The 24789-nt window shown below is 64.2% G+C and carries 23 protein-coding genes; 13 read left to right on the forward strand and 10 right to left on the reverse strand.

Annotation, left to right across the window (positions count from 1 at the left end; all coding sequences use genetic code 11):
* Positions 1–2 precede the first annotated feature (2 nt).
* The 3 genes from ACIQTS_RS15045 to aroA are packed head-to-tail and all read right to left on the reverse strand — an operon-like array spanning position 3 to position 3231.
* The gene (locus ACIQTS_RS15045; RefSeq protein WP_105658376.1) at positions 3–809 is read right to left on the reverse strand and encodes an inositol monophosphatase family protein; all 807 of its coding nucleotides are present in this window, start codon (positions 807–809) and stop codon (positions 3–5) included.
* Between the two features lie 14 nt (positions 810–823).
* Positions 824–1915: a ribosome small subunit-dependent GTPase A gene (locus ACIQTS_RS15050; RefSeq protein WP_105658377.1), complete on the reverse strand. Its 1092-nt coding sequence runs from the start codon at positions 1913–1915 to the stop codon at positions 824–826.
* Entirely contained in the window at positions 1915–3231 is a 1317-nt protein-coding gene (gene aroA, locus ACIQTS_RS15055; protein WP_400290992.1) for a 3-phosphoshikimate 1-carboxyvinyltransferase, read from the reverse strand. The genes ACIQTS_RS15050 and aroA overlap by 1 nt, the downstream gene beginning before the upstream one ends.
* 295 nt (positions 3232–3526) lie before the next feature.
* On the opposite strand from aroA, the gene ACIQTS_RS15060 reads away from it, so the two are divergent.
* Together ACIQTS_RS15060 and rsrA are read left to right on the forward strand one after the other, a co-directional pair.
* Complete coding sequence (locus tag ACIQTS_RS15060; RefSeq protein WP_166650812.1) at positions 3527–4180, forward strand: sigma-70 family RNA polymerase sigma factor; 654 nt, start codon at positions 3527–3529, stop codon at positions 4178–4180.
* A gap of 1 nt (position 4181) precedes the next feature.
* Positions 4182–4442 (forward strand): mycothiol system anti-sigma-R factor, encoded by a 261-nt coding sequence (gene rsrA / locus ACIQTS_RS15065; RefSeq protein WP_105658379.1) that lies wholly within the window; start codon positions 4182–4184, stop codon positions 4440–4442.
* 72 nt (positions 4443–4514) lie between these two features.
* On the opposite strand, the gene ACIQTS_RS15070 is transcribed toward rsrA, so the two are convergent.
* The 3 genes from ACIQTS_RS15070 to ACIQTS_RS15080 all read right to left on the reverse strand — a co-directional run bounded on the left by ACIQTS_RS15070 (position 4515) and on the right by ACIQTS_RS15080 (position 9267).
* Positions 4515–4589, reverse strand: a complete 75-nt coding sequence (locus tag ACIQTS_RS15070; RefSeq protein ID WP_369299107.1) for a 50S ribosomal protein bL37 — start codon at positions 4587–4589, stop codon at positions 4515–4517.
* 98 nt (positions 4590–4687) lie between these two features.
* The gene (locus tag ACIQTS_RS15075; RefSeq protein ID WP_402473786.1) at positions 4688–5293 is read right to left on the reverse strand and encodes a GDSL-type esterase/lipase family protein; all 606 of its coding nucleotides are present in this window, start codon (positions 5291–5293) and stop codon (positions 4688–4690) included.
* A 215-nt stretch (positions 5294–5508) separates the two neighbouring features.
* Complete coding sequence (locus tag ACIQTS_RS15080; RefSeq protein ID WP_402473787.1) at positions 5509–9267, reverse strand: multifunctional oxoglutarate decarboxylase/oxoglutarate dehydrogenase thiamine pyrophosphate-binding subunit/dihydrolipoyllysine-residue succinyltransferase subunit; 3759 nt, start codon at positions 9265–9267, stop codon at positions 5509–5511.
* Positions 9268–9696: 429 nt separating this feature from the next.
* On the opposite strand from ACIQTS_RS15080, the gene ACIQTS_RS15085 reads away from it, so the two are divergent.
* The 5 genes from ACIQTS_RS15085 to ACIQTS_RS15105 all read left to right on the forward strand — a co-directional run bounded on the left by ACIQTS_RS15085 (position 9697) and on the right by ACIQTS_RS15105 (position 14618).
* Positions 9697–11013 (forward strand): hemolysin family protein, encoded by a 1317-nt coding sequence (locus ACIQTS_RS15085; RefSeq protein ID WP_105658381.1) that lies wholly within the window; start codon positions 9697–9699, stop codon positions 11011–11013.
* Positions 11006–12079 (forward strand): hemolysin family protein, encoded by a 1074-nt coding sequence (locus ACIQTS_RS15090; RefSeq protein ID WP_402473788.1) that lies wholly within the window; start codon positions 11006–11008, stop codon positions 12077–12079. Before ACIQTS_RS15085 ends, ACIQTS_RS15090 begins: the two co-directional genes overlap by 8 nt.
* Before the next feature lie 130 nt (positions 12080–12209).
* Positions 12210–13043, forward strand: a complete 834-nt coding sequence (locus ACIQTS_RS15095; RefSeq protein ID WP_105662569.1) for a metal ABC transporter ATP-binding protein — start codon at positions 12210–12212, stop codon at positions 13041–13043.
* A gap of 9 nt (positions 13044–13052) precedes the next feature.
* The gene (locus tag ACIQTS_RS15100; protein ID WP_105658383.1) at positions 13053–13910 is read left to right on the forward strand and encodes a metal ABC transporter permease; all 858 of its coding nucleotides are present in this window, start codon (positions 13053–13055) and stop codon (positions 13908–13910) included.
* Positions 13911–13988: 78 nt separating this feature from the next.
* Positions 13989–14618, forward strand: coding sequence for a maleylpyruvate isomerase family mycothiol-dependent enzyme (locus ACIQTS_RS15105; RefSeq protein WP_402473789.1), 630 nt, complete (start codon positions 13989–13991; stop codon positions 14616–14618).
* A 56-nt stretch (positions 14619–14674) separates the two neighbouring features.
* Here the strand turns inward: ACIQTS_RS15105 and ACIQTS_RS15110 are convergent, their stop codons facing one another.
* The gene (locus ACIQTS_RS15110; protein WP_402473790.1) at positions 14675–16135 is read right to left on the reverse strand and encodes an HNH endonuclease; all 1461 of its coding nucleotides are present in this window, start codon (positions 16133–16135) and stop codon (positions 14675–14677) included.
* A 114-nt stretch (positions 16136–16249) separates the two neighbouring features.
* Complete coding sequence (locus tag ACIQTS_RS15115; protein ID WP_105658386.1) at positions 16250–16675, reverse strand: Fur family transcriptional regulator; 426 nt, start codon at positions 16673–16675, stop codon at positions 16250–16252.
* A gap of 152 nt (positions 16676–16827) precedes the next feature.
* Here ACIQTS_RS15115 and ACIQTS_RS15120 point away from each other — a divergent pair, with 152 nt between their 5' ends.
* The 4 genes from ACIQTS_RS15120 to ACIQTS_RS15135 are packed head-to-tail and all read left to right on the forward strand — an operon-like array spanning position 16828 to position 19093.
* Positions 16828–17532: an MBL fold metallo-hydrolase gene (locus ACIQTS_RS15120; RefSeq protein ID WP_400290739.1), complete on the forward strand. Its 705-nt coding sequence runs from the start codon at positions 16828–16830 to the stop codon at positions 17530–17532.
* Complete coding sequence (locus ACIQTS_RS15125; protein ID WP_402473791.1) at positions 17529–18365, forward strand: sulfurtransferase; 837 nt, start codon at positions 17529–17531, stop codon at positions 18363–18365. Before ACIQTS_RS15120 ends, ACIQTS_RS15125 begins: the two co-directional genes overlap by 4 nt.
* A gap of 29 nt (positions 18366–18394) precedes the next feature.
* The gene (locus ACIQTS_RS15130) at positions 18395–18823 is read left to right on the forward strand and encodes an HIT family protein (protein WP_105658389.1); all 429 of its coding nucleotides are present in this window, start codon (positions 18395–18397) and stop codon (positions 18821–18823) included.
* Between the two features lie 3 nt (positions 18824–18826).
* Positions 18827–19093 (forward strand): hypothetical protein, encoded by a 267-nt coding sequence (locus tag ACIQTS_RS15135; RefSeq protein WP_402473792.1) that lies wholly within the window; start codon positions 18827–18829, stop codon positions 19091–19093.
* Positions 19094–19202: 109 nt separating this feature from the next.
* Here the strand turns inward: ACIQTS_RS15135 and ACIQTS_RS15140 are convergent, their stop codons facing one another.
* Positions 19203–19637: an Lrp/AsnC family transcriptional regulator gene (locus ACIQTS_RS15140; RefSeq protein ID WP_105658391.1), complete on the reverse strand. Its 435-nt coding sequence runs from the start codon at positions 19635–19637 to the stop codon at positions 19203–19205.
* An 81-nt stretch (positions 19638–19718) separates the two neighbouring features.
* Here ACIQTS_RS15140 and ACIQTS_RS15145 point away from each other — a divergent pair, with 81 nt between their 5' ends.
* Positions 19719–20495, forward strand: a complete 777-nt coding sequence (locus ACIQTS_RS15145) for an AzlC family ABC transporter permease (RefSeq protein ID WP_133834477.1) — start codon at positions 19719–19721, stop codon at positions 20493–20495.
* Positions 20485–20808, forward strand: coding sequence for a branched-chain amino acid transporter permease (locus tag ACIQTS_RS15150; RefSeq protein ID WP_105658393.1), 324 nt, complete (start codon positions 20485–20487; stop codon positions 20806–20808). Before ACIQTS_RS15145 ends, ACIQTS_RS15150 begins: the two co-directional genes overlap by 11 nt.
* Here ACIQTS_RS15150 and hrpA read toward each other — a convergent pair.
* Positions 20803–24762: an ATP-dependent RNA helicase HrpA gene (hrpA, locus tag ACIQTS_RS15155; protein WP_402473793.1), complete on the reverse strand. Its 3960-nt coding sequence runs from the start codon at positions 24760–24762 to the stop codon at positions 20803–20805. The genes ACIQTS_RS15150 and hrpA overlap by 6 nt on opposite strands.
* Positions 24763–24789: the final 27 nt, after the last annotated feature.

Raw genomic sequence — 24789 nt, forward strand, 5'->3', positions numbered from 1 at the left:
GCCTAGCTGCGGTTCAGGTAGGGAAGGATCGCCTCGTGCAGCTTGCCGTTGGTGGCCAGGGCGTTGCCGCCATGGCAGCCCTCTTCTCCGGCCACCGAGGTGAAGCGGCCCCCGGCTTCGCGTACCACCGGCACCAGGGCGGCCATGTCGTAGAGCTCCAGTTCGGGTTCGAAGGCCGCATCGACCGCGCCTTCGGCCAGCAGCGCGTAGGACAGGAAATCCCCGTAGCCGCGGGTGCGCCACGCGGTATCCAGCAGTTCCAGGAAGCCCTCGAGCTTGCCGGCCTCCTTCCAGCCGTTCAGCGAGGCGTAGGCCAGCGAGGAGTCAGACAGCTCGCTCACCGAGGAGACCTTGATCTGGCGGGTGGCGGTGGTACCGGCGGTGGCACCCGGTTCGGTGACGTACGCGCCCAGGCCGCTCGCGGCATGCCAGCGGCGGGTCATGGCCGGGGCGGAGATGACTCCCAGCACCGGTTCGCCGTCGATCTCCAGCGCGATCAGCGTGGCCCAGACGGGTACGCGGCGCACGAAGTTTTTGGTGCCGTCGATCGGGTCGATGACCCAGCGCCGGGAGCCGGTTCCGTGCACGCCGAATTCTTCGCCGAGCACCGAATCATCGGGGCGGTGGGCGGCCAGCTCGGCCAGGATCAGCTGCTCGGCGCCGCGGTCGGCGTCGGAGACCGGGGTCATGTCCGGCTTGGATTCGACCACCAGGTCGTTGGCGCCGTAGCGGGCCAGGGTGAAGGCGTCGACCTTCCCGGCCAGAGCCAGGGCGAAGTCGAGATCTTGCTGCAGGGTGTATTCAGCCATGGTGTTGCGGGCGCCTAGAGCGCGCCGAGCTCCTTTTCGTGCGTGGTTTCCTCGGTGGTGACCAGCCGGCGGTAGGAGGCCAACCGGTCAGCGGCCTGGGTGCCTTCGGCATTTTCGGCCCAGGCTTCCAGCGCGCAGCCCGCCTCGCCGGCGGCATGGGTGCAACCGCGCGGGCAGCCGGTGGCGATTTCTGCCAGGTCCTCGAAGGCGGCCAGGATATTGTCCCGGTCTACCAGTCCCAGCCCGAAAGAACGGATGCCGGGGGTGTCGATCAGCCAGGATCCAGGGGTGTCGCCCAAGCGCAGGGCCAGGGCGTTGGACGAGGTATGGCGTCCGCGGCCGGTGACCGCGTTGACGTGCCCGGTGGCGCGGGTCGAACCGGTCAGGGCGTTGACCAGGGTGGACTTGCCTACTCCGGAGTGGCCCAGCACTACCGAGACGCAGCCGGAGAGGATCTCTTCGAGTTCGGCCAGCGCGCCGGCATCCAGCCGGGCGCTGGAACCGTCGGCGCCGCGCGCGTCCACGCCGGAGGCGTCGGCAGTGGTGGTGCGGGAGATGACCACGGGGAACTCCAGTCCCTCGTAGTGCTTGAGGAAGTCGGCCGGATCCTTCACATCCGCCTTGGTCACGCACAGCACCGGCTGGATGCCGGCGTCGAAGGCGGCGACCAGCGCGCGGTCCACGAAGCCGGTGCGCGGCTCGGGATTGGCGGCGGCCACGACGATGACCAGCTTGTCGACATTGGCGACGACCACGCGCTCGGTGGCGTCGGTGTCGTCGGCGCTGCGGCGCAGCAGCGTGGTGCGCTCTTCGATGCGGATCAGCCGGGCCAGGGTATCGGGCTTTCCGGAGGTGTCGCCCACCAGTCCCACCAGGTCCCCGGGCACGATCGCCTGGCGGCGCAGCTCGCGGGCCCGGGCGGCGATGACGATGCGCTCCGTGGCGGTGTCCTCATCCAGGATTGCGGTGTAGCGGCCGCGGTCCACGGTGATGATGCGGCCGATGACCGCCTGTTCGTAGGCCGGGCGGTCCTTGGTGCGCGGACGGCTGCCCTTCTTGTTGGGGCGGACGCGGACCGAGGATTCGTCGTAGTCGGAGTAGCGCATTAGCCCTGGCCCTTTGCGGTAGCCGCCATGCGGGACCATAGCTGCGGGAAATCCGGCATGGTCTTGGCGGTGGTGGCGATGTTTTCCACGCGCACCCCGTCGATGGCCAGGCCCAGCAGGGCACCGGCGGTCGCCATGCGATGGTCCTCGTAGGAATCGATATCCGCTGCCTGCAGGGCTCCGGGAACGATTTCCAGCGCGTCCGCGGTGGCGGTGATTCTGGCGCCCACCTTGGACAATTCGGTTTCCAGCGCGGCCAGCCGATCGGTTTCATGGCCGCGCAGGTGCCCGATGCCGGTCAGCTTGCTCGGCGAATCGGCCAGCACGCACAGTGCTGCCAGGGTAGGGGCCAGCTCGGAGGCATCGGCGTAGTCGATGCCGCGGATGACTCCGGTTCCGCGCACGGTGAGCACGCCGTCGCCGCCGTGGCTGACTTCCGCTCCCATCGCGGCCAGTATTTCTACCCACTTGCCGCCGACCTGGGTGGTCCTGGCAGGCCAGAAGGGCACGCGCACCGTGCCATGGCTCGCCAGCGCGGCGGCCAGGAACGGTCCGGCGTTGGACAGGTCCGGTTCCACGGTGACGGTGAAGCCCGCCAACTGGCCCGGGGCGATGCTCCAGCGGCGCGCGTCGGCATCGACGCTTACCTCTACGCCCAAATCGCGCAGGGTCTGGACGGTCATCGCGATGTGGTCCGGGGAAGCGATAGGCCCCGGCGCGGCGCGCAGCTTCAGCCCGCCGGGCAGTGCCTGGCCAACCAGCAGCAGCGCGGAGATGAACTGGGAGCTGCCCGACGCGTCGATGACCACTTCGGCATCCTGCTTCAGCTCGCTGGCATCAATGGTGAAGGGCAGCATGCCGGTGCTCCCGGCGTAGTCGATGCGGGCGCCCAAGGCTGCCAGCGCGTCCAGTACCGGGGCCATGGGCCGCACGCGGGCCGCGGCGTCGCCGTCGAAGGCCACCTTGGCGCCGGCGACGGCAGCCAATGGGGGAACGAAGCGCATCACCGTGCCCGCCAAGCCGCAGTCGATCGCCAGCGGTCCGGCGGCCAGCTGGCCCGGGGTGATGTCCACGGTGGTGGAGCCGTCGGCCTGCTCGGTGCGCTTGATCCCGACCCCGAATCCGGCCAGGGCGCTGAGCATCAGCTCGGTGTCGCGGCTGATCAGCGTGTTGTGGATCGTGGATGGCGAGGAGGCCAGGGCCGCAAGGATCAGATACCGGTTGGTCAGCGACTTCGAAGCTGGCACCGGGACGGTTGCATCCAGTCCGGCGGCGGCATAGGGCGCTGCCCACCAGTTCTTTTCTGCGTCGTGCAGCTGATCGAGGGGGCTCCCGGGGGCGCTTGCAGTGCTGATTGGTAGATCCTTAGGCTCGAGGCTTCAATTCGGGGCCGCTGGCAGTACCGCAAGTACTGTGCGCCCACTGCCTAATTCTAGCCGAGATCGGTGCGGGAATAAGGCTTTAGCTCCGCTGGTTATACCTACTGTGACGATACGACAGGACACTTCAAACGCCGGCGGCACCGCTTGCGCCGTCGCCGAGCAACCGCGGCCGGCCCGGGCCCGCGCTGGCACGCGCATAAAGCCGTTCGAACGCGTAGACTCGGCAGTGATGAACAACAAGAGTGTGGACGAGAATTTGCCCGATGTGGCCTCCGAGTCCGAGCAGCAGCGCCGCGAACGCTTCGAGCGTGACGCGATGCAGTACGTGGACCAGCTCTATTCGGCTGCCCTGCGCATGGCGCGCAACCCGTCGGATGCCGAGGATTTGGTGCAGGAGGCCTACACCAAGGCCTATTCCGCCTTCCACCAGTACAAGCCGGGCACCAACCTGAAGGCCTGGCTGTACCGCATCCTGACCAACACATACATCAATTTGTACCGCAAGCGCCAACGCGAGCCGCTGCGCACTTCCACCGATACGGTCGAGGATTGGCAGATGGCCCAGGCGATGGAGCATTCGCCGACCGGCTTGCGCTCAGCCGAGGCCGAGGCGTTGGACCATCTTCCGGATTCGGATGTGAAAGCCGCGCTGCAGTCGATCGGCGAGGATTTCCGCATGGCCGTCTACTTCGTGGATGTCGAGGGCTTCAGCTACAAGGAAGCCAGCGAGATCCTGGGCGTGCCGATCGGCACCGTGATGTCCCGGTTGCATCGCGGACGGAAGAACTTGAGGGAACTGCTGGCCGATTACGCAGCAGATCGTGGGATCGCCACCGGCACCCAGAGCAAGAGTGCCGCCAAGGCTGACCGAGGAGCGAAATAAGATGGATTGCAATTCAATGGGTGATTGCGCCGATGACCGCATCGTCCGCATCTACGAGTACCTCGACGGAGCGCTGACGCTCGATGACCTCAAGGAGGTCAAGTCCCATCTGGATGGCTGCCCGGAATGCACCGAGCAGTACGATCTGGAGTGCATCATCCGCTCGGTGGTGCGCCGCAGCTGCCAGGAGCATGCCCCGCAGACCTTGAAGGCCAGCATCATCGCGCGGATCTCGCAGATCCGCGTGGAATCAGGCCACTAGCACGGCAAAGAGAAACCCCGTATCTTCCGAGTTAATCTCGAAGGGTACGGGGTTCTTTTTTGTTCGCTTCGCTTAGCTGTTTGGGCGCTTGCCGTGGTTGGCACCGCCACGCTTGCGATCGCGACGCTTACGAGCGCGCTTCGACATGGTGACTCCTTAGAGGGAACAATATTGCTTCCCGAAAATTCGGGCCGGCTCATAGTCTTTCACACTTCCGGCCCATTTTCCTAACGGACCGGCGGTCCCTAGCCCTCGCCTGGCTCAGGCAACTCCAGCCAGGAATACCAGCCGCGGTGCAGCACCAGCCAGGCCATCAGCCCGTAGCCTGCCTGGCCGGGCACCCCGCCGGAAGCGTTCAGATCGGCACGCCACTGGGCATGGGAACGCAGGGGCGTGAAAGTATCGACGTAGTGGTGGTTGCGGCGCAGCGCCACATCCGAGTAGACGCGGTTCAGTTCTGCCACGCGCTGGTTGCGCGCATCATCCAGGCCCGGGGCCGGGCCGACCAGCAAGGCCTTGATGTTCATCTGCGAAGCCGAATCCAGGATGTTGGCCAGATTCAGCCGGCTGCGCGCGGTGGTGACATGCAGATCGACGTCGCGGTCCGAGAGCGCGATGACCAGGCGGTTTTCGTATTGGTCGCTGAATCGGCGGGAAGCTTCCCCCAGCCAGCGTTCGGCCAGCGCTTCGGATCCCTCGGCCGGGGAAGCCAGGACGAAGGACTGCAGGCGCAGTGCCGGATCCTGGGTGCGGGCCATGACGCGGCCGAACCAGCCCAGGCCCCGCGGGTCGCCATGTCCGGCCAGTAGCTCATCTCCGATTGCGGTAATTCGGATTGTGCGTAACTCCAACTGGGCGACCTTTCGTTGGCTCAAAAATGATGAATCGCTCCCCACCTTAGCAGTCGGAACGCTGGCATCGGGGGAGGCGGTCATTGGTTAAACCCCACAATTCCCTGCGAAAAACCAGCGCCGGGGTTAAAGCGCTGTTGCCGGCGAACCTCCGAGGTGGAACCCCCGGATAGTTCGCCGGCAACAGTTGGCCAGCAGCGTTCAAGCGATGCGGTCTAGCGGGCGAAAGCCTGCTGGATCAGCACTGCGTTTTCTGCGTCGTGGCGCTTTGCATTGCCAGCGGAGGTCGCAGCCGATGCCGGGCGGGAGATCAAGGTGATCTTCTGCTGCAGTGCCGGTGCAACGTACAAGCCGAAGAACGGCCATGGACCCTGGTTCGCAGGCTCGTCCTGGACCCAAGCCACCTCGGCGTTCGGGTACTTGGCCAGTTCGGCAGCGATCTGCTCGGCCGGAGCCGGGTAGAGCTGCTCGACGCGTACCAGTGCGGTCTTGGTGTCGTTCGTCTTCGTGCGAGCGGCCAGCAGATCGTAGTAGACGCGGCCCGAGCACAGCAGCACCTTGTCCACGGCGTTCGCATCGGTGATCGACGCATCGCCGATGACCTCGCGGAAGCCTCCGGTGGTGAAGTCCTCTACCGAGCTGGCCGCGGCCTTCAGGCGAAGCAGCTGCTTCGGGGTGAAGACGATCAGCGGCTTGCGCGGACGGGCGTAGGCCTGGCGGCGCAGCAGGTGGAAGTGGTTTGCACCGGTGGAAGGCTGGGCAACGACCATGTTGTTTTCGGCGCACAGCTGCAAGAAGCGCTCGATGCGGGCCGAGGAGTGGTCCGGGCCCTGGCCTTCGTAGCCGTGCGGCAGCAGCATGACCAGCGAGGAGGACTGCGACCACTTCTGCTCTGCGGAGGAGATGAACTCGTCGATCACGGTCTGCGCGCCATTGACGAAGTCGCCGAACTGCGCTTCCCACATGACCAGTGCATCCGGGCGTTCTACCGAGTAGCCGTACTCGAAGCCGAGCGCGGCGTATTCGGAGAGCAGGGAGTCGTAGATCCACAGCGGTGCCTGGTCTTCGGCCAGGTGGTGCAGAGGGTACCACTCGGTGTCGTTCTCGCGGTCGTGGAAGACTGCGTGGCGCTGCACGAAGGTGCCGCGGCGCGAGTCCTGGCCTGCCAGGCGGACCGGCACGCCTTCCATGGTCAAGGTGCCCAGGGCTGCCAGTTCTGCGAAGCCCCAGTCGATGCCGCCTTCGCGGGACATCTTCTCGCGGCGCTCGAGCAGCGACTTCAGCTTGGTGTGCATGGTGAAGCCGGCCGGGATATCCAGGTGGGCGGCACCAATCTTCGCCAGCGTCTGGGCGGTGATGGCCGAGCCGCGTGCGCCGTCGACGGTGTTCTCGTCGGCAGCCTGGGCGAATGGCTTCTCCAGGTCGTTGATGGTCGAGCCCGGGGTGATGATCGGGATCGGCGAAGTCTGGGCCGCATGCGTCTCGGCGAAGATGCGCTCCAGGTTCTCCTTGTACTCGGCCAGCACGTTCTCGGCTTCTTCCTGCGTGATGTCGCCGCGGCCCACCAGGGCCTCGGTGTACAGCTTGCGGGTCGAGCGCTTGGCTTCGATCAGGTTGTACATGATCGGCTGGGTCATCGAAGGGTCATCGCCCTCGTTGTGGCCGCGGCGGCGGTAGCACACCAGGTCGATGACGACGTCCTTGCCGAACTTCTGGCGGTACTCGAAGGCCAGCTGGCCCACGTGCACCACTGCCTCCGGGTCATCCCCGTTGACGTGGAAGATCGGAGCCTGCACGGTGCGTGCAACGTCGGTTGCGTACACCGAGGAGCGCGAGGAGCTCGGCGCGGTGGTGAAGCCGATCTGGTTGTTCACGATCACGTGCACGGTGCCGCCGGTCTTGTAGCCCGGCAGCTGGCTCATGGCCAGTACCTCGGAGACAACGCCCTGGCCTGCGAATGCGGCATCGCCGTGAACCAGGATCGGCAGTACGGTGTTCTTCGAGTTCAGGCGGTCCAGCTTGGCGCGGGTGATGCCCTCGAGCACTGGATCGACTGCTTCCAGGTGCGATGGGTTGGCAGCCAGGTAGATCTTGGTCTGGTTGCCGGCATCCGAGGTGTACGAACCCTCGGTGCCCAGGTGGTACTTCACATCGCCCGAACCCTGGACCGAGCCCGGGGTTGCGGTGCCTTCGAATTCGCGGAAGACCTGTGCGTAGGTCTTGCCGGCGATGTTGGTCAGCACGTTCAGGCGGCCGCGGTGGGCCATGCCGATCGCGACCTCGTCCAGCTGCTCGTCGGCTGCGTCGGAGATGATCGCATCCAGCAGTGGAATCAGCGATTCGCCGCCTTCCAGCGAGAAGCGCTTCTGGCCGACGAACTTGGTCTGCAGGAAGGTCTCGAAAGCCTCGGCGGAGTTCAGCTTCGACAGGATGCGCAGCTGCTCTTCGCGGCTTGGCTTGGCGTAGCCGGATTCCAGCTTGGCCTGGAACCATTCGCGCTCTTCGGGGTTCTGCAGGTGCATGTACTCGGTGCCGATGGTGCGGCAGTAGGCATCGCGCAGCACGCCGAGGATGTCGCGCAGCAGGCCGCGGTCCTTGCCGCCCAGGCCGCCGGCCAGCCATTCGCGGTCCAGATCCCACAGGGTCAGGCCGTAGGAATTGATGTCCAGGTCCGGGTGCTTGCGCTGGACGTATTCCAGCGGGTTGGTATCGGCCATCAGGTGGCCGCGCACGCGGTAGGAGTTGATCAGGTGCTGGATGCGGGCAACCTTGTTGACCTGCAGGTCGATGTCGACCTGGTTGTCAACGGCCCAGCGAACCGGCTCGTAAGGGATGCGCAGCTGCTCGAAGATCTCGTCGTAGAAACCCTGCTCGCCCAGCAGCAGCGACTCGACCAGCTTCAGGAATTCGCCCGAACCTGCACCCTGGATGACGCGGTGGTCGTAAGTGGAGGTCAGGGTGATGTGCTTGCCGATACCCAGGGCGGCCACGGTCTTCTCCGAGGAGCCGCGGTACTCTGCCGGGTATTCCAGTGCGCCAACGCCGATGATCGCGGCCTGGCCCTTGGACAGGCGTGGAACCGAGTGAACGGTGCCGATGCCGCCTGGGTTGGTCAGCGAAACGGTGGTGCCTGCGTAGTCGTCAGCGGTCAGCTTGTTGCCGCGAGCGCGCTTGATCAGGTCTTCGTAGGTGGCCCAGAACTCGTTGAAGCTCAGGGTCTCGGCAGCCTTGATGTTCGGCACGGCCAGCATGCGGGTGCCATCCGGCTTCGGCATGTCGATCGCGATGCCGAAGTTCACGTGGGCTGGCTGGATCGCAGTTGGCTTCTTGTCGATCACGTCGTAGGTGACGTTCATCGACGGGATCTGCTTCAGCGCACGGATCACGGCGAAGCCGATCAGGTGGGTGAAGGAGATCTTGCCGCCGCGAGCACGCTTGAGATGGTTGTTGATGACAATGCGGTTGTCGATCATCACCTTGGCCGGTACGGCACGCACGGTGGTGGCGGTAGGCACGGTGAGGGAGGCATCCATGTTGGTTGCGATGGCCTTCATTGGTCCACGCAGCGGGGTGCGCTTTTCCTCACCGAAAAGTTCGGTGGACGGCGTAGCCTTCGGAGCCTGTGCCGGGATCGGCGCAGTCTTCAGTGCTGGCTCGGCCTTCTTGGCTTCAGCGGCCGGAGCTGGTGCTGCCTTGGCAGCCGGTGCTGGTTCGGAGGCACGGGCCTGGGCTGCGGCGCGTGGCGCACCCTGCCCGTTGGCTGCAGACGCTGCGGCAGGTGCTGCCGCTGCTGGCGCCGGCTGCGCTGCCGGTGCTGCTGGTGCCTTCTTTTCGGCGGCGAGAGATTCGAAAATATCCCACCATTTCTTATCTACCGAGTTCTTGTCGACGAGATACTGTTCGAACAGCTCGTCTACTAGCCACTCGTTTCCACCAAACTCTTCAGTAAGTCGGTGGTGTGCTTGCTCTGGCACGTGCAACGCCTCTTCCCTGATTTCTACGTTGTTCTAGCTTGAGCCGGTGGTCTTTCGAGGACGTGATACGACCACTGCGGCCCACAAGATTTCTAGACCTGCGCACCAGTCTAGTGACTTTTCCGCCCACTTGGCCACGGCACGTATGTAATGTCACGAAAGTGTTGCGCCTAACATGCCGTTCAGCGTATCCAAAGCACCGCTGGGCGAGCATGTGTCGAAGTGGTGCGCAATGGCCCTTCGTTCGATAGACTAATTCGCACTATGGAATCCCACTCTCCAAGCCGGTGTGCCGCCCAAGGGCGCAGTGCCGGCCACAACAGTCCATGTTCAGGAAGTTCCGCCTCCCTTTTGGAGCCTTCTAGTTGCCGCCCTGTCGGCACTGGAACTGAACTTCGCACGCCAGTGAATAGGCGGCGGTAAACGCCTATGGAATGGCTCTCAATACTTTTCGGCCTGCTGCTGATTCTCGGCACCGGCTTCTTCGTGGCCGTGGAATTCTCCTTGGTCGCCCTGGATAAAAGCACCGTGCAGCGTGCCGTAAATGACGGCGAGCGTGGCGCCAAGCCGCTGCTGCAGTGCCTCACCTCCCTCTCTACCCAGCTGTCCAGCTGCCAGCTGGGCATTACGCTGACCACGCTGCTGACCGGCTACGTGCTTGAACCCGCAATGAGCGCGCTGCTCGAGCCGTTGATGGAACAATTCGGCATTCCGGCCGCAAGTTCGCTGGCCATTGCCGTGGTGATCTCGATGGTCGTTGCCACTTTGCTTTCGATGCTGATCGGCGAACTGGTCCCGAAGAACATGGCAATTGCCCAGGCGATGAAGGTTGGCAAGCTGCTGGCCCGCCCGCAGCTGGTTTTCACCGCCATCTTCAAGCCGGCCATCATCGTGCTCAACGGCTTCTCGAATGCGGTACTGCGCAAGTTCTTCGGACTCGAAGCCAAGGAAGAAATCTCCGCGGCCCGCTCCTCGCAGGAACTGGCATCGCTGGTCCGCCGTTCGGCTCAGCTGGGCACCTTGGATGTGCAGACCGCTCGCTTCGTGGAATCCACCATTGAATTCTCCGAGCGCACCGCCGCCGACGTGATGACCCCGCGAACCTCGATGTCCACCATTGATTCCGAGGCGGCCCTTTCCGAGCTGATCGAGGTCAGCGCGGACACCGGCTTCTCGCGTTTCCCGGTCACCACCGGATCCACCGATGAAATCCAGGGTATCTGCCACGTCAAGGCAATTGTCTCGGTGCCCCGTGAACGCCGCGCAGCGCTGCAGGTAGGCGAGTTCGCCCGCGACGCGCTGTACGTTCCGGAAACCATTCACCTGGATGTGCTGCTTGAGCAGTTGCGCGCCGCCGAATTCCAGGTCGCGATCGTGATGGACGAATACGGTGGAACCGCTGGACTGGTGACCCTTGAAGACCTGGTCGAAGAAATCGTCGGCGAAGTTTCCGATGAGCACGACGAGGACGAGGAGGAAGCCGTCACCCAGCCCGACGGCAACTGGCTGTTCCCGGGCATGTACCGCCCGGACCAGATCAACGAGAACTTCGATACGGACGTCATCCCGGAAGAGTCGACCTATGAAACCATCGGCGGCTTCATGCTCGCCGAATTGGGCCGCTTGGCTGAACTCAATGACCGCGTCGCCACCGAGCATGGCACCTTCACGGTGACCGAGCTCGATGGCCGCCGCATCTCGCAGGTTCGTTTCGAACCAGCAGTGCAGGAGGATGGCAATGAATGACTTCATAGGCCTGGTCTGGCTGATTGTCCTGCTGGCTGGCAATGCCTTCTTCGTTGCCGGCGAATTCGCGGTGATGAGTGCGCGTCGTTCGCAGATTGAACCCTTGGCCGACGAGGGCAATAAGCGGGCAAAGATCGCGCTGTACGCCATGGAGCATGTTTCGATCATGCTCGCGGTGTGCCAGTTGGGCATTACCGTTTGCTCGCTGCTGATCCTGAATATTTCGGAGCCGGCGATCCACCACCTGCTGGCCGAACCGCTGACCATGATCGGCATGGCCGAATCAGCTGCGGACACCGTAGCGTTCCTGATTGCCTTGATCGTGGTGACCTTCCTGCACGTGACCTTCGGCGAAATGGTGCCGAAGAACATTTCGGTTTCCGTTGCGGACAAGGCCGTGCTGCTGCTGGCCATGCCACTGGTCGGCCTGTCCAAGGTGCTCAAGCCGATTACGGCGTCGCTCAATGGCGTGGCGAACCTGGTGCTGCACGCCTTCGGTATCGAACCGAAGGATGAGGTGGCCAGCTCGTATACCGCCGCTGAAGTCCGATCGATCATCGATGCTTCATCCGAGGAAGGCGCACTGGATGAGGACGATGCCGCACGCTTGACCAAAGCGCTGGAATTCTCCTCGGTTACCGCGCGCAGCTGTATGGTTCCGCTGGATGACCTGTTCACCTTGGAATACGGGCAGACCACCGCGCGCGCTTTCGAGAAGAAGGTCGGCAAGACCGGATTCTCGCGCATGGTGATCACCAAAAACGAGGTTCCGGTGGGCTACTGGCACGTGAAGGACGTGATGCTCATCGATGATGCCCACTCCACGCAGCCACTGCTTGATTTGCCATTGCACCCGCTGGGCCGGTTGGAGCAGGACACCGAAATCGAGGCCGCCCTGGAAGCGATGCGGCAGGAAGGCAACCACCTTTCGGCGGTTGTCGACGAGTCGGGGGCAACGCTCGGCGTGCTCTTCCTGGAGGACGTGATCGAGGTGCTGGTCGGTGAAATCACCGATACCACGCGAAAACGCGTCAACCCGCCTCGCAGCGAAAAACGGGCAAATTAGCTCAAGCTCACCCCAGAGTGCATATTGCGAATGACTCGCAACTGATACGATTGACTGCGGCACCCATTGCGGGTGCCGCAGTTTTTCGTTGCCGGCCCATCCTCAGCCAGCGCAATCCAGAAAGCAGTCAATGACAGAGACCCCCATCGTCAGGTTTGAAGACGCGCGCCTTGCCTATGGCTCCCGCGTGCTCTGGGATGAACTCAACCTATCCATAGCGGCGGGGGAGTTCCTTGCAGTTCTAGGGCCCAACGGCTCGGGCAAGACCAGCTTCATCAACACGATGCTCGGCACCACCGCGCTCAATCGAGGCAGGGTCTCGATCGCCGGGGAGGCCGTGCGCCGGGGGTCGGCTGCCGTGGGGTTGATCCCGCAGCAGCGCCCCTTCGGGGACAACGTTCCCCTGCGCGCTCGCGACCTGGTCGCACTGGGACTGGATGGAACCCGGCCCGGGATTCGCGTGGCCCGCAGGGCCGTGCGCAACAAGGTCGACGAACTGCTGGAACTGGTCGGCGCTACCGCCTACGCCAACCGTGCGGTGTCCGACCTTTCCGGAGGCGAGCAGCAGCGCCTGCGCGCAGCGCAGGCTTTGGCCAGTGATCCCCGGGTACTGCTATGCGACGAGCCGCTGCTCTCCCTGGACCTCAATCACCAGCAGGCGATCAGCGAAGTGATACACCGCCAGGCCGCAGAGCGCGGCAGCGCGGTAGTCTTCGTGACGCACGAGATCAACCCGATCCTGCCCTATGTCGACCGCGTCCTGTACCTGGCCGAAGGCCGCTTCCATCTGGGCAGCGTGGATGAAGTCATGCAGTCTGCGGTGCTCACCGAACTTTACGGTGCTCCGGTCGAGGTGCTGCGGGTCAATGGCCGCATCGTGGTGGTCTCGGGCGACGGCAATCGGGCATTGCCAGCCGATGGGCACGACCACGTTGAAGAAATCGATCTAGAGACCGGAAAGTAGGAGCAGGACATGGACTTTTCGGATCTCATCGAGAAGGCGTTCAACTTCCAGGATTACGGACTGCTGCTTCCGCTGGTGACCAATTCCCTGATTGCCGGTGCAGTTCTGGGCGTGGTTGGCGGTCTGATCGGCATCTTCATCATGATGCGGGACATGGCTTTCGCCGTGCACGGCATCGCTGAGCTGTCCTTTGCGGGGGCGGCCTTCGCCTTGCTCATCGGAGCCGACGTGGTGACTGGCTCGGTGTTCGGGTCCATGATCGCGGCGCTGATCCTTGGCATTCTCGGAACCCGGGCGAGGGACCGGAATTCCATCACCGGCGTGCTGATGCCTTTCGGCCTTGGCCTGGGCATCTTGTTCCTTTCGCTGTATGAGGGGCGAAGCGCCAATAAGTTTGGCCTGCTGACCGGCCAGATCGTGGCCGTGGATGACGTGCAATTGACAGGAATGCTGGTCCTTTCGGCGGTGGTAGTGATCGCGCTGCTGGTTATTTGGCGTCCGCTGACCTTCGCTTCGGTGGACCCGGTGGTTGCCAATGCCCGGGGCGTGCGCACGGCTGGCCTGTCCATCGTCTTCATGATGATCCTGGCGCTGGCTGTAGCGGTGACGATTCAAGTGGTCGGTGCCTTGCTGGTGCTGGCGCTGCTGATCACGCCCGCCGCAGCCGCCATGCGTGTGAGCTCCAATCCGGTCATCACCGTCGTGCTCTCCATCGTGTTCGCGGAACTGGCTGTCGTGGGCGGCATCCTTCTTGCGTTGGCTGGTTCCTTGCCGATCAGTCCGTATGTGACCACGATTTCGTTCGTGATCTATGTGGTCTGCCGCGGAATCGAAGCGGTGCGTTCCCCTCGCCGCCACCAAGTCTAGGAGCTGCATTCGGCCAGCGCGCCCCCGCTGGTTCCGGGCTCGGTTGACTAGCCGGCAGCCGAACCTCCAAGCTGGAGCATGAGCAAAATTCCAGCCAGTGAAATCTGGCCATTGGTGCATGCCGAACGCCTGGCCCTGATCGATGATCTGGGAACTTTGGATCCGGATCAGTGGGAAGTTCCCTCCCTGTGCGATGGGTGGAGCGTCCATGACGTGGCTGCTCATTTGGCAGATAACGCGCGTGCGACTTTCTTCCGCCTGCTTGCCGGGATGGCCAAGGCCGGATTCAGCTTGGACCGCCAGAACGACAATGGCGTGGCCGCCGAGAAGGCCGCAACTCCCGATGGGACATTGCGCAGGCTCGTTGAGGTCGCGGCTTTGCGGGCCACTCCACCGGTTCCGATTGCCAGCCGGTTGGTGGAGGAAATCGCCCATGGGGAAGACATCCGTCGTGCCGTGGGCCTGAAACGGGCCTATCCTGCAGAATCCCTGGAGCCAGCAATCAAATACCAGGCAGCCACGCCGCAAGGTGTTGGGGGTGCCAAGGAATTAGCGAGCAGGGTCCAGCTGTGCAGCGACGACGAAGGCTTCCGGCTGGGCATCGGCCCGCAGATTGCAGGACCGCGCCTGGAACTGCTGATGCTGGTTTCAGGCCGAAGCAAGCACGCTGTGGGCCTGACGGGTCCGGGGCTGGCCCTCGTGCGGTAAATTGCAGAAAGGTGAGGGGCCGCGCGGCATGGGCGCGGCAGAACGCGCGCCGTTGCCTAGGTTTCAGTAGTTCCTGGTCCGTCGGGCCTGGTGAGCCGTTCCTTGAAATCAGCGAACCATTTCGAGTCGCGCATTAGTTGCGGGAATGGCTTGTGCGTGAATCCAGTTGCCGGTGGCGCAGTGGATCGATAGGACATTGCCGACCCCGGACAGATCATCATCGAGTGCCGATCGCGGAAAGCGGTGTACTCGTACCAGCCGTCGGCCTGCTTTGCCTTGTTGCAGGTCGCGCAACGGCCCGAAGCATTGGCCACGGTCGTCTTGCCGCCACGTGCATACTGGAGCACGTGGTCTGTTTCTTCGACCAGCCCGTCGCAGAAGGGCGTTCGGCAATGCCGATCGCGAATCCCGATGAACCTCTTGAGCTTATCCGGGAAGATCCGGGCTTTGGAATCCATCGCGATTAGTTCCTGGTCCCCGGGAGCGGTGTAGAGACGAGTTATCTCCGTCATCACTTCGATCCGCTCAATATTCTCGGGGGCGAGTTCGGCTTCCATTTCCGCGAAGGTCAGCTCGTTGGGAATCTGGTGGCCGCCAATGAGTTCCCGCGCAGTCTGCGCGGGGATGAAGCCGTAGCCTTCCAAGTAGGCCGGTTCGCGATCACCCATGAACAGCGCTCTATCGGTCATGACCAGTCCGAGCTGGACGTTGATCTTCTGCTCATTGTTTTCATCGAAGAACATGTAGCGGGCCAGCAGATCGGCCTGGATCTGGGTGCGGGTGCGGGCATCGCCCTTGCGCTTGATCCTGCATGACTGGTTTCGCAGCGTCATCTGCAATCCGGTTCCGCCAACGATAGGCAGACGGGCCTGGAGGAAGACGCACCCTGCTTCCCGATCGGTGCGGAAGCGAACGTAGCGTTGCTGGTTGGCTTCCTTCAGCTTCTTGTCTTCCCGGTCCGATGCGTACTTGATCGTGAAGCTGGTGACCGTTTCCTTGATGCGCTTGGGGCCCATGGATTCGAACATGTCTGGATTCTGCCCGTAGATCGCATCGAACTCGGTGCGGCGCAATGGCCGGACTTCCTGCAGCGGGGTGAGCATTGCGTTGATCTGCGCTTCGGTGAATTCACCACGGGAGAATGCGGCAGCGATATTCGGGGTGTCCTCGAAGAGGACGCGGCAATTGGCCAGGTAGTTCCTGGAACCGCGTTGAGTCTGCTTGCGGGCGATGGCAACGCGGCTGGCCGCTCCGCGGACCTGGTCATCAATGTTGGTCCCGCGCTCTTCATTCTCGCGCAGGACTTCCTTCTCCAACTGGTGAGCCAGGCCGGCTTGCTGATAGCGCAAGGATGAGACCAGTCCTTCGACGGATTCGATAGCCCGGGCGCACGCGGCCTTGCCGCCGTGGTCATGGAACCATGACAGGTCGTTCTGCAGCTGGATCAGGTGGGATTCGAAATCCGGCTGATCTGCTGGGCGGGCTAGGCTGTTTCCGTGCGCCTTTGCTTGGAACATAGTACTAGTATACGCCCATTGTTCGAATATGTCTTCGAATAATTCAGCTGGGGATTACCGATCTCTTGGGGCGCCGAACAGTCCGCTGGACCCAGGTCCAGGTAGCGGAAAGGGCTACGAGGCAGCGGGGGCGCCAGCCTTGGCTTTGGCACGGCAGTCGGCGCAGAGGCCGTAGATTTCCACGGTGTGCTCGGGATCGGAGAAGTCGTGCTCCGCGGCAACCCGAGCGGCCCAGCGCTCGACGGAAGGGGCTAGTACCTCGACGGTCTTGGAGCAAACGCGGCAGACCAGATGATGGTGGTGGACCTCGGTGACGCACTGGCGGAAGCGGGCTTCGCCGTCTCCGCTGCGCAGCACATCGACCAGGCCATCGTCGGCCATGGACTGCAGCAGGCGGTACACGGTGGCCAGCGAAACCTTCTTCTCCGAATCCTGCAGCCAGCGATGCAGCTGCTGGGCGGTGGCGAAATCATCGACCTCGCCCAGTGCCTCGGTGACGGCCAGGCGCTGCTTGGTGACCCGGGTTTCTGGCTGGGACATCGACGTGCACCATTCCTTGAGTTTGTTGCGGACCGGCGATGAGCCAGCGAACTGGGCCAATCACCTGCGGTTTCCCTCAATTTTAGCCAACTTTGCGTTGCAATGCGTGTCTGGCTCTGGCATGGGCGGGGCGCTGAGCCTACGCTAAGGATATGCGCATCAAACTTAGGGGCCATTCCTGCTTGGAAGCGAGCACGATCGACGGCAAGGTCTTGCTGGATCCGGGCGGATTTTCGCAGCTTGACGACGCGTTCGACGGCATCAATGCCGTGCTGGTCACCCATGAGCATGCTGACCATGCCGACCAGCCGGCCATTGCCGCCGCGCTGGAGGCGAATTCCATCCTGGAGCTCTACGCGCCGGCCGCGCTGGCGCAGGCGATGCGCGACCAGCTGCCGCCAGCGGCCCAATCCCAGGTGGTGACGGTGCGAGCCGGGGCCGACTTCATCGTCGGCGGCATTCGGGTACGGACTTTCGGAGGCACCCACGCCACCATCCACCATTCCATTGCAGTGGTTGCCAACGTGGGCTACCTCCTGGGGGACCGCGCGGTAGGCCAGCTGGAGGTCTTCCACCCGGGCGACAGCTACCAGGTGCCGGTGGGGGCGCAGCCGGATGTGCTGCTGCTGCCGGTGATGGCCCCGTGGGGCAAGATGGCCGAGGCTGCCGACTTCGCGGTGGCCGTGGATGCTAGGTGCTGGATGCCGATCCACGACGGGCTGCTCAACGCCAACGGACTTGGGCTTTTCGATCGCCAGCTCGGCGCGATCGCCCAGCGGGCAGGATGCAGCTATGTGCGCTTGGAACCTGGAATCGAACATCATCTCGACGAGTTGCTGGGAGGCACCAACGAATGAACCCCTTGATAAGCGCCGCGCAGCTTCGCGAAATCCTGGACGCCGGGGGCCAGCCGGTGCTGCTCGATGTGCGGTGGGTCCTGGGCCGCGACGACGGGGCGCAGAGCTACGCTGCCGGGCATATCCCCGGCGCGGTGTTCGCTGACCTGGAAAAAGAGCTTTCCGGTGCGCCGGGCGAGCATACCGGCCGCCACCCGCTGCCTTTGCCGGCGGACTTCGAGCAGGCCGCGCGCGGCTGGGGCATCAATGCCCAGAGCCACGTGGTGGCGTACGACAACTCCGGAGCCCTCGCCGCGGCCCGGGCCTGGTGGCTGCTGCGCCATGCCGGATTCGACCGCGTGCAGGTGCTCGACGGCGGGCTCGGGGCCTGGACGGACGCCGGCGGAGAGCTGGCGCTGGGCTACGAGCAGGCCGCCAAGGGCAGCGTTTCGCTGTCGTGGGGCCGGATGCCGGTGGTGGAGTACGAGGAGCTGGACACCTTGCCCGGCACGCTGATCGACTCGCGGGCCACCGCGCGCTACCTGGGCATCGAGGAGCCCATCGACCCGGTGGCCGGGCATATTCCCGGTGCGCTGAACCGTCCCACCACCGACAACCTCGACGCGCAGATGCGTTTCCGGGCGCCGGAGGTGCTGCATTCCAGCTTCGTGACGCTGGGTGCCCACAGGCCGGGATCGGCCGCCTACTGCGGTTCGGGGATCACCGCGACGCACCAGGTATTGGCCGCGGCAAGTGCCGGGATCCCACTGGGGCTTTTCCCCGGCAGCTGGTCCGAATACTGCTCCTACCCGGATGCGCCGGTCGCCACGAGCGACGAGAAGCACCGCCACTAGAATTCAGCCATCGAGCAAGAAAGGCAGCAATGAGTACGCTGTTCACCAAGATCATCAACGGGCAGATCCCGGGCCGCTTCGTGTGGGAGGACGAAACCTGCGTGGCGTTCTTGTCCATCGGGCCGCTCTCCGACGGGCACGCACTGGTGGTTCCGCGCGAGGAAATCGACGAGTTCACCGATGCCTCCGACGAGCTGGTTGCGCACCTGACCCTGGTCGCGGCCAAGATCGGGCGCACCCAGAAGCGCGTGTTCTCCGCGCAGCGCGCGGGCCTGATGATCGCCGGATTCGAGGTGCCGCACCTGCATGTGCATGTCTGGCCGACCAACTCGCTGGCGGACTTCGACCTGTCCAATGCGGCCGATAACCCGGATCCGGCGGCCATGGACAAGAACGCGCAAGCGCTTCGCGCGGGCCTGCGCGAAGATGGCCATGGGGAATTCGTGCCCGAGGCCTAGCCGGTGCAATTCATCCGCTACCAGGGCACCGAGCCCAATCACCGCGGCGTGCACCTGGGGATTTTCGCGCTGGCCAATTCCCTGGGCCGCGGCGGGAAGCTGAGCGCCGCCGAACACGCCATCTTGCGTGCGGGCAATGACTGGTACGACGCTGCCTATCCGAACCCGAGCCGCACCCATCGGGCAATCTACGACCATGCGATCAACCCCGGGGCCGTGGCGTGGTTCAGGGGCAGCGCGCAGCACCTGCTGGCGCGCGTCGAGCCCTAGGTGCGGTTGCACGACGCGCACCGGATCGGCTGGGAGATGCTGGAAAGCAGTGCTCCGGGCACCATCATCTACGAAGATGACGTGCAGGTGATCGCCACGCCCGCAGTGCCTAGCCCTTCACCCGGCGCATGGTCATGTGGGAGGTGACGCGGCGGACCGCCGGCAGCGCGGTCAGCTTGGGAATCAGGTCCCGGTCGTAGGCCTCGGCATCGGCCACCTGGATGCGCAGGAAGTAGTCGGGCTGGCCGTAGAGGCGGCGTATTTCGGTGACGCCGGCAACGGTGTCCACCGCCTTCTCGAATTCGTCGAGGCTGTGCTCGTTGTTCATTTCGACGTCAATGGCCACGGTGACCTCGAAGCCCCTGCCATAGGCCTTGGGATTGACGATCGCCTTGTAGCCATGGATGATTCCCTCGGCCTCCAGGCGCTGGACGCGACGCAGGCAGGGAGCGGGGGTCAGGCCCACCCTGCGCGAGAGCTCGAGGTTGCTGATGCGGCCGTCATTTTCCAGTTCGGCAATAATTGCGCGGTCAAGATCATCCATGCATCTATTATTGCCGATCCAACCCGTCAGTTGGCTAGAATCAGCAACCATATTTGGCTTGGAATTTCCTAATATTGCTTCATGAGCGAAAAACTGGCAATTAAAGGTTCCCGGCCTTTGTCCGAAGAGGACCGATGGCAGCAGATCAGGCTGGGCGCGAAAAATGTGCTTCCCGCCAGTCTTGCGGTCATGCCATTGGGCCTGGCCCTGGGCGTGCTGCTGGTGCGCTCGGGATTGCCCTGGTGGTCAGCTCCCTTGCTTGCCGGGCTGGTGTTCGCCGGTTCCCTGGAATTCCTCTTGATCGGGCTGCTTGCCGCCGTGGCGCCGCTGTCCCATATCGCCCTGACCACGCTGGTAGTCAATTTCCGCCACGTATTCTATGCGATCTCTTTCCCGCTGCACCGGGTCAAGGGCCAGGGGGCGAAGTTCTACAGCATGTTTGCACTGACCGATGAGGCCTATGCGCTGACCCTGCAGGCCGAGCGGAAGGACTATTCCTCGACGCGGATCCTGGCCATCCAGAGCCTGTTCCATGCAAGCTGGACCACCAGCGTGCTGGGCGGATCGCTGTTGGGCGCAATGATCCCCGAATCCATCAGGGGCCTGGAATTCGCGGTGACCGCATTGTTTGCCGTGCTGGCGATCGAAGCGTTCAAGGCCTACCGCAGTGTGCCGCTGTCCATGCTGGCGCTGATCAGCGCCGTGGCGGCCAGCTGGATCGCACCGCAGAGCATGATGGTGGTAGCCATGGCGATTTTCCTTGCCGGACTTGCGGCGGCCTACCTGCTGCGCCGGCGCACCGGCACCGCTCAGCAGGCCGGCGGGCAGCAGGCGGGAGAAGCAGCCGATGCCCGATAGCCTCTACCTCTTCTCGGCCATCGCGTTGAGCACCGCAGTGACCTTCGGGCTGCGTGCCTTGCCCTTCGCCTTCATCGCCAAATTGCGCAGCAACGCGTTCATCAACTACCTGGCGCTGCGCATGCCCTTGGGAATCATGGTGGTGCTGGTTGCTTCCACGGTGCCTGCCGGCATTGCGGATCCGGCCGTGGCGTGGCCGGTGGCCACCGCCCTGGCGGCCACCGTGGTGCTGCACCTGCTCAAGTCCAATGCGGTGCTCAGCGTGCTGGGCGGCACCGCCGTCTACGTTGGGATCCTCAGCTGGCCGCTATAGCTGCGCCAGCGAATCCTTGATCGCCTTGCGGATGCGCTTTTCGCTGACCGAATAGGCGGTGCCCAGCTCCTGGGCGAACAGCGAAATGCGCATTTCCTCCAGCATCCACTTCACCTGGGCCAAGTCCGCCGGCACCCGGGCTCCGGGCGGAACCCGATCCAGGGCGGTATCGTATTCGTCTTCCAGCTTCTGGATCACGACCAGGGCCTGGGAATCACGGGTGACAGCACCTGCGCGCAGCTTCTCCAAGCGCTTCTCGATGCCCTGCACATAGCGCGGCAGGCGCATCAGGTTCGCTGCCCCGGTGGCCGCGATGAAGCCCGGATAGATCAGCTGCTCGAGCTGGGAGCGGATATCGGTGACTGCCGCGAACATCGCCAGGGAGTTGGTGCTCTTCAGATCCTTGTTGATCCGGGTCGAGGAGCCAAAGACCTTCGCCACGATCGCGGTAATCGTGAAGACCGTGTCGATCTGCTCGGCGCGCACCGTCTCGAACAGCGCCTCGAATTCGGCGCGGTTCATCGGCAGCTTCTCGGGCACCAGCTGGTCTATCGCGGCCATGGTGCAATCGGCAATCAGCTTCTCGATGGACCCGTGCGGGTTCTGCGTGAACACCAGCTTCTCAGCGTTCTTCAGGTGCGAAATCACGAACTTCCCGGCAGGCGGCAAGCGCAGCATCAGCAACCGGATGACACCGGTTCGGTGCGCCGCATCGCGCTCGGCCTGGGTGCGGAAAACACTCAGGTCGACCTTTTCGCCGGTGTCCATCAGCCCCGGATAGGCGGTGATCTGCTGGCCCATCACCGTGGTGGTAACCTTGGCAGGCAGCGTATCGCCCAGGGTATCGCCTGATGATTCCAGCTGCGGCCAATGATCCAGCGACTTCTGGTCCCAGGCGCCGGTGGCCGCCGATGCGGTGGCCGCGGCGCCCTTCTTCTTGGACTGCGCCTTCGACGCGGCCGCAGGCTTGCCAGGCATCCCCGGCTTGCCGGTGGCGACACCGGGGGAGTTGACCCCGCTGGCCAGCGCGGCGCGGTTGGCCGCGGCGAACTTGTACTGCAAGGCGGCCAGGTCATCGCCGCTGCCCAGCACCTTCCCCGAAGCATCGGTGACGGTGAAGCCGAAGCGCAGATGCGCAGGCAGGGTCGAGAAGTCGAAGACCGAAGGCTCGACGACCATGCCGCGCAGCCGGCGCAGCACCAAGGCCAGGGAATCGGCCAGATCATCGGCCGCCGGATCGAAGTCCGCCTCCAGCATGGCCAGCGCCTTGGCCGCCACATCCGGGGCAGGCACGAAGTTCTTGCGGATGGCCTTGGGCATCGAACGGATCAGCGCGGTGAGCAGCTCGTGGCGCAACCCCGGAATCAGCCAGGCGAAGCGCGCGGGATCCAGCTGGTTCAAGAACACCACCGGGACCGTGAGCGACACGCCATCGCCTTCTCCCGGGGCGGCCGCCGGGTTGTACTCGTAGGACAGCGGCAAGTGGATGCTGCCCAGCTGCCAGGTGGTGGGGAACGCGGCCTCGTCAACCGCATCGGACTCGGCCAGCAGCGCCTCGGGGTCGAAGTCCAGCAGCGACGGATCGGTGGCGCGGGCCTTCTTCCACCAGCGGTCGAAGTGGCGCTCCGAGTAGACCTCGGCGCCCACCCGGGCATCGTAGAAGGCGAACAGGTCCTCATCGGAAATGCGCAGGTCATGGCGGCGCATGCGGGTTTCGAGCTCTTCGACTTCTTCGAGCAGCGCCCGGTTCTTGGCGAAGAACTTATGGTGGGTGCGCCAATCGCCCTCCACCAGCGCGTGACGGATGAACAGCTCGCGAGCCAGGTCCTTATCCACCCGCCAGTAGTGGAACTGGCGGCGCGGGATGATCGGCAGGCCGAAAAGCGTGACCTTCTCGTAGCCCATGACCGAACCGGTGCGCTTGGACCAGTGCGGCTCGGAGTGGGTGCGCTTGAGCAGGTGCGGAGCCAGCTCTTCCACCCATTCGGGGGAGATGGCCGCGTTGGTGCGGGCCCACAGCCGCGAGGTTTCCACCAGCTCGGCGGACATCACCCAGGTCGGGGACTTCTTGAACAGGCCCGAGCCGGGGAAGATCGCAAAACGGGTGCCGCGCGCGCCCAGGTAGTCGCGCTTGCGCTCATCGTAGAGCCCGATGTGCCCCAGCAGGCCCGACAGCAGCGACTTGTGCACCTGGTCCTCATTGGCCGCCGGGTCTATCGGGGCGGCCGCCATGGTGATGCCCAGCGGCTTGGCCAGCTGGCGCAGCTGGGTGAACAGGTCCTGCCACTCGCGCACGCGCAGGTAGTTGATGAACTCGTTCTTGCACAGCCGGCGGAAAGCGGAGGAGGACAGGTCCTTCTGCTGCTCCTGCAGGTAGGCCCACAAATTCAGCAGCGCAATGAAGTCGGACTTGTCATCGGCGAAGCGCTTATGCAGCTCCACCGCACGATCACGCTGCCCGGTTTCCTCGCTGGGACGCTCGCGCGGATCCTGGATGCTCAGCCCGGCAGCCAGCACCATCACTTCCTTGGCGACCCCGCGTTGTGCGGACTCGACGATCATCCGGCCCAGGCGCACATCCAGCGGCAGCACCGCCAGCGCCCTGCCGGTTTCGGTCAGCTTCGCGGCCTTGTCCTGCTCCAGCGCACCGAGCTCGCGCAGCAGGTTCACGCCATCGGTGATGGCCTTGGCTTCGGGCGGCTGGACGAACGGGAAGCTGGCCACCTCGGTGGCCGAAGCGACCACGCCCATGGAGATCATCTGCAGGATCACGCTGGCCAGGTTGGTGCGCAGGATTTCCGGGTCGGTGAACTCCGGACGCGCCTCGTAGTCGGGCTCCGAGTACAAGCGGATGGCGATGCCCTCCGACACGCGGCCGCAACGTCCCGAACGCTGGTTGGCGCTGGCCTGCGAAACGCGCTCGATGGGCAGGCGCTGCACCTTGGTGCGGTGAGAATAGCGCGAAATGCGGGCGGTGCCGGTATCGATCACGTACTTGATGCCCGGCACGGTCAGCGAGGTCTCGGCGACGTTGGTGGCCAGGATGATGCGCGGGGCGCCACCGGGGTGGAAGACCCGGTGCTGCTCGGCCAGCGACAGCCGGGCGAACAGCGGGAGCACCTCATAGCGCGGCAGGCGCTTGTTGGCGGTGACCATGGCGCGCAAGGCTTCGGCCGCGTCGCGGATTTCGCGCTCGCCGGAGAAGAAGATCAGGATGTCCCCGGGCGCTTCGCCGCTCAGTTCCTTGACCGCGTCGGTGACCGCATCCAGTGGGTCGCGTTCTTCCTCCAGCGAGTTCTCCCGGGCCTCGTCCGCGTCGACATCGAGCTCGGCCTGCAGCGGGCGGTAGCGCAATTCGACGGGGAAGGTGCGCCCGGAGACCTCCAGGATCGGGGCAGGCTCGACGCCGCCGCCGGGCAGCGGCTTGCCGAAGTGCTCGGCAAAGCGCTGCGGGTCAATGGTGGCCGAGGTGATGATGATCTTCAGCTCGGGGCGCTTGGGCATGATCTGCTTGAGATAGCCCAGCAGGAAGTCGATGTTCAGGCTGCGCTCATGCGCCTCGTCGATGATGATCGCCGAGTATTTCTTGAGCAGCTTGTCGCGCTTGATCTCGGCCAGCAGGATGCCGTCCGTCATCACCTTCAGCTTGGTCTTGCGCGAAACCTCGCCGGTGAAGCGCACGTGGAAGCCGACTTCCTCGCCGATTTCGGTGCCCATTTCCTCGGCGATGCGCTCGGCCACGGTGCGCGCGGCCAGGCGGCGCGGCTGGGTGTGCCCGATCATGCCCTTCTCGGCCAGGCCGAGCTCGATGAGCATCTTGGGAAGCTGGGTGGTCTTGCCCGAACCGGTTTCGCCGGCGATTACCACGACCTGGTTTTCGCGGACCGCGGCGAGGATGTCCTCGCGGCGGGCTGAAACGGGAAGGGCTTCGGGATACGTAATGCTGAGCGCCATGATGTTCCCATTCTATTCGCGCCACGC

It is taken from the genome of Glutamicibacter sp. NPDC090743, assembly GCF_044769125.1.
Classification (GTDB): Bacteria; Actinomycetota; Actinomycetes; order Actinomycetales; family Micrococcaceae; genus Glutamicibacter.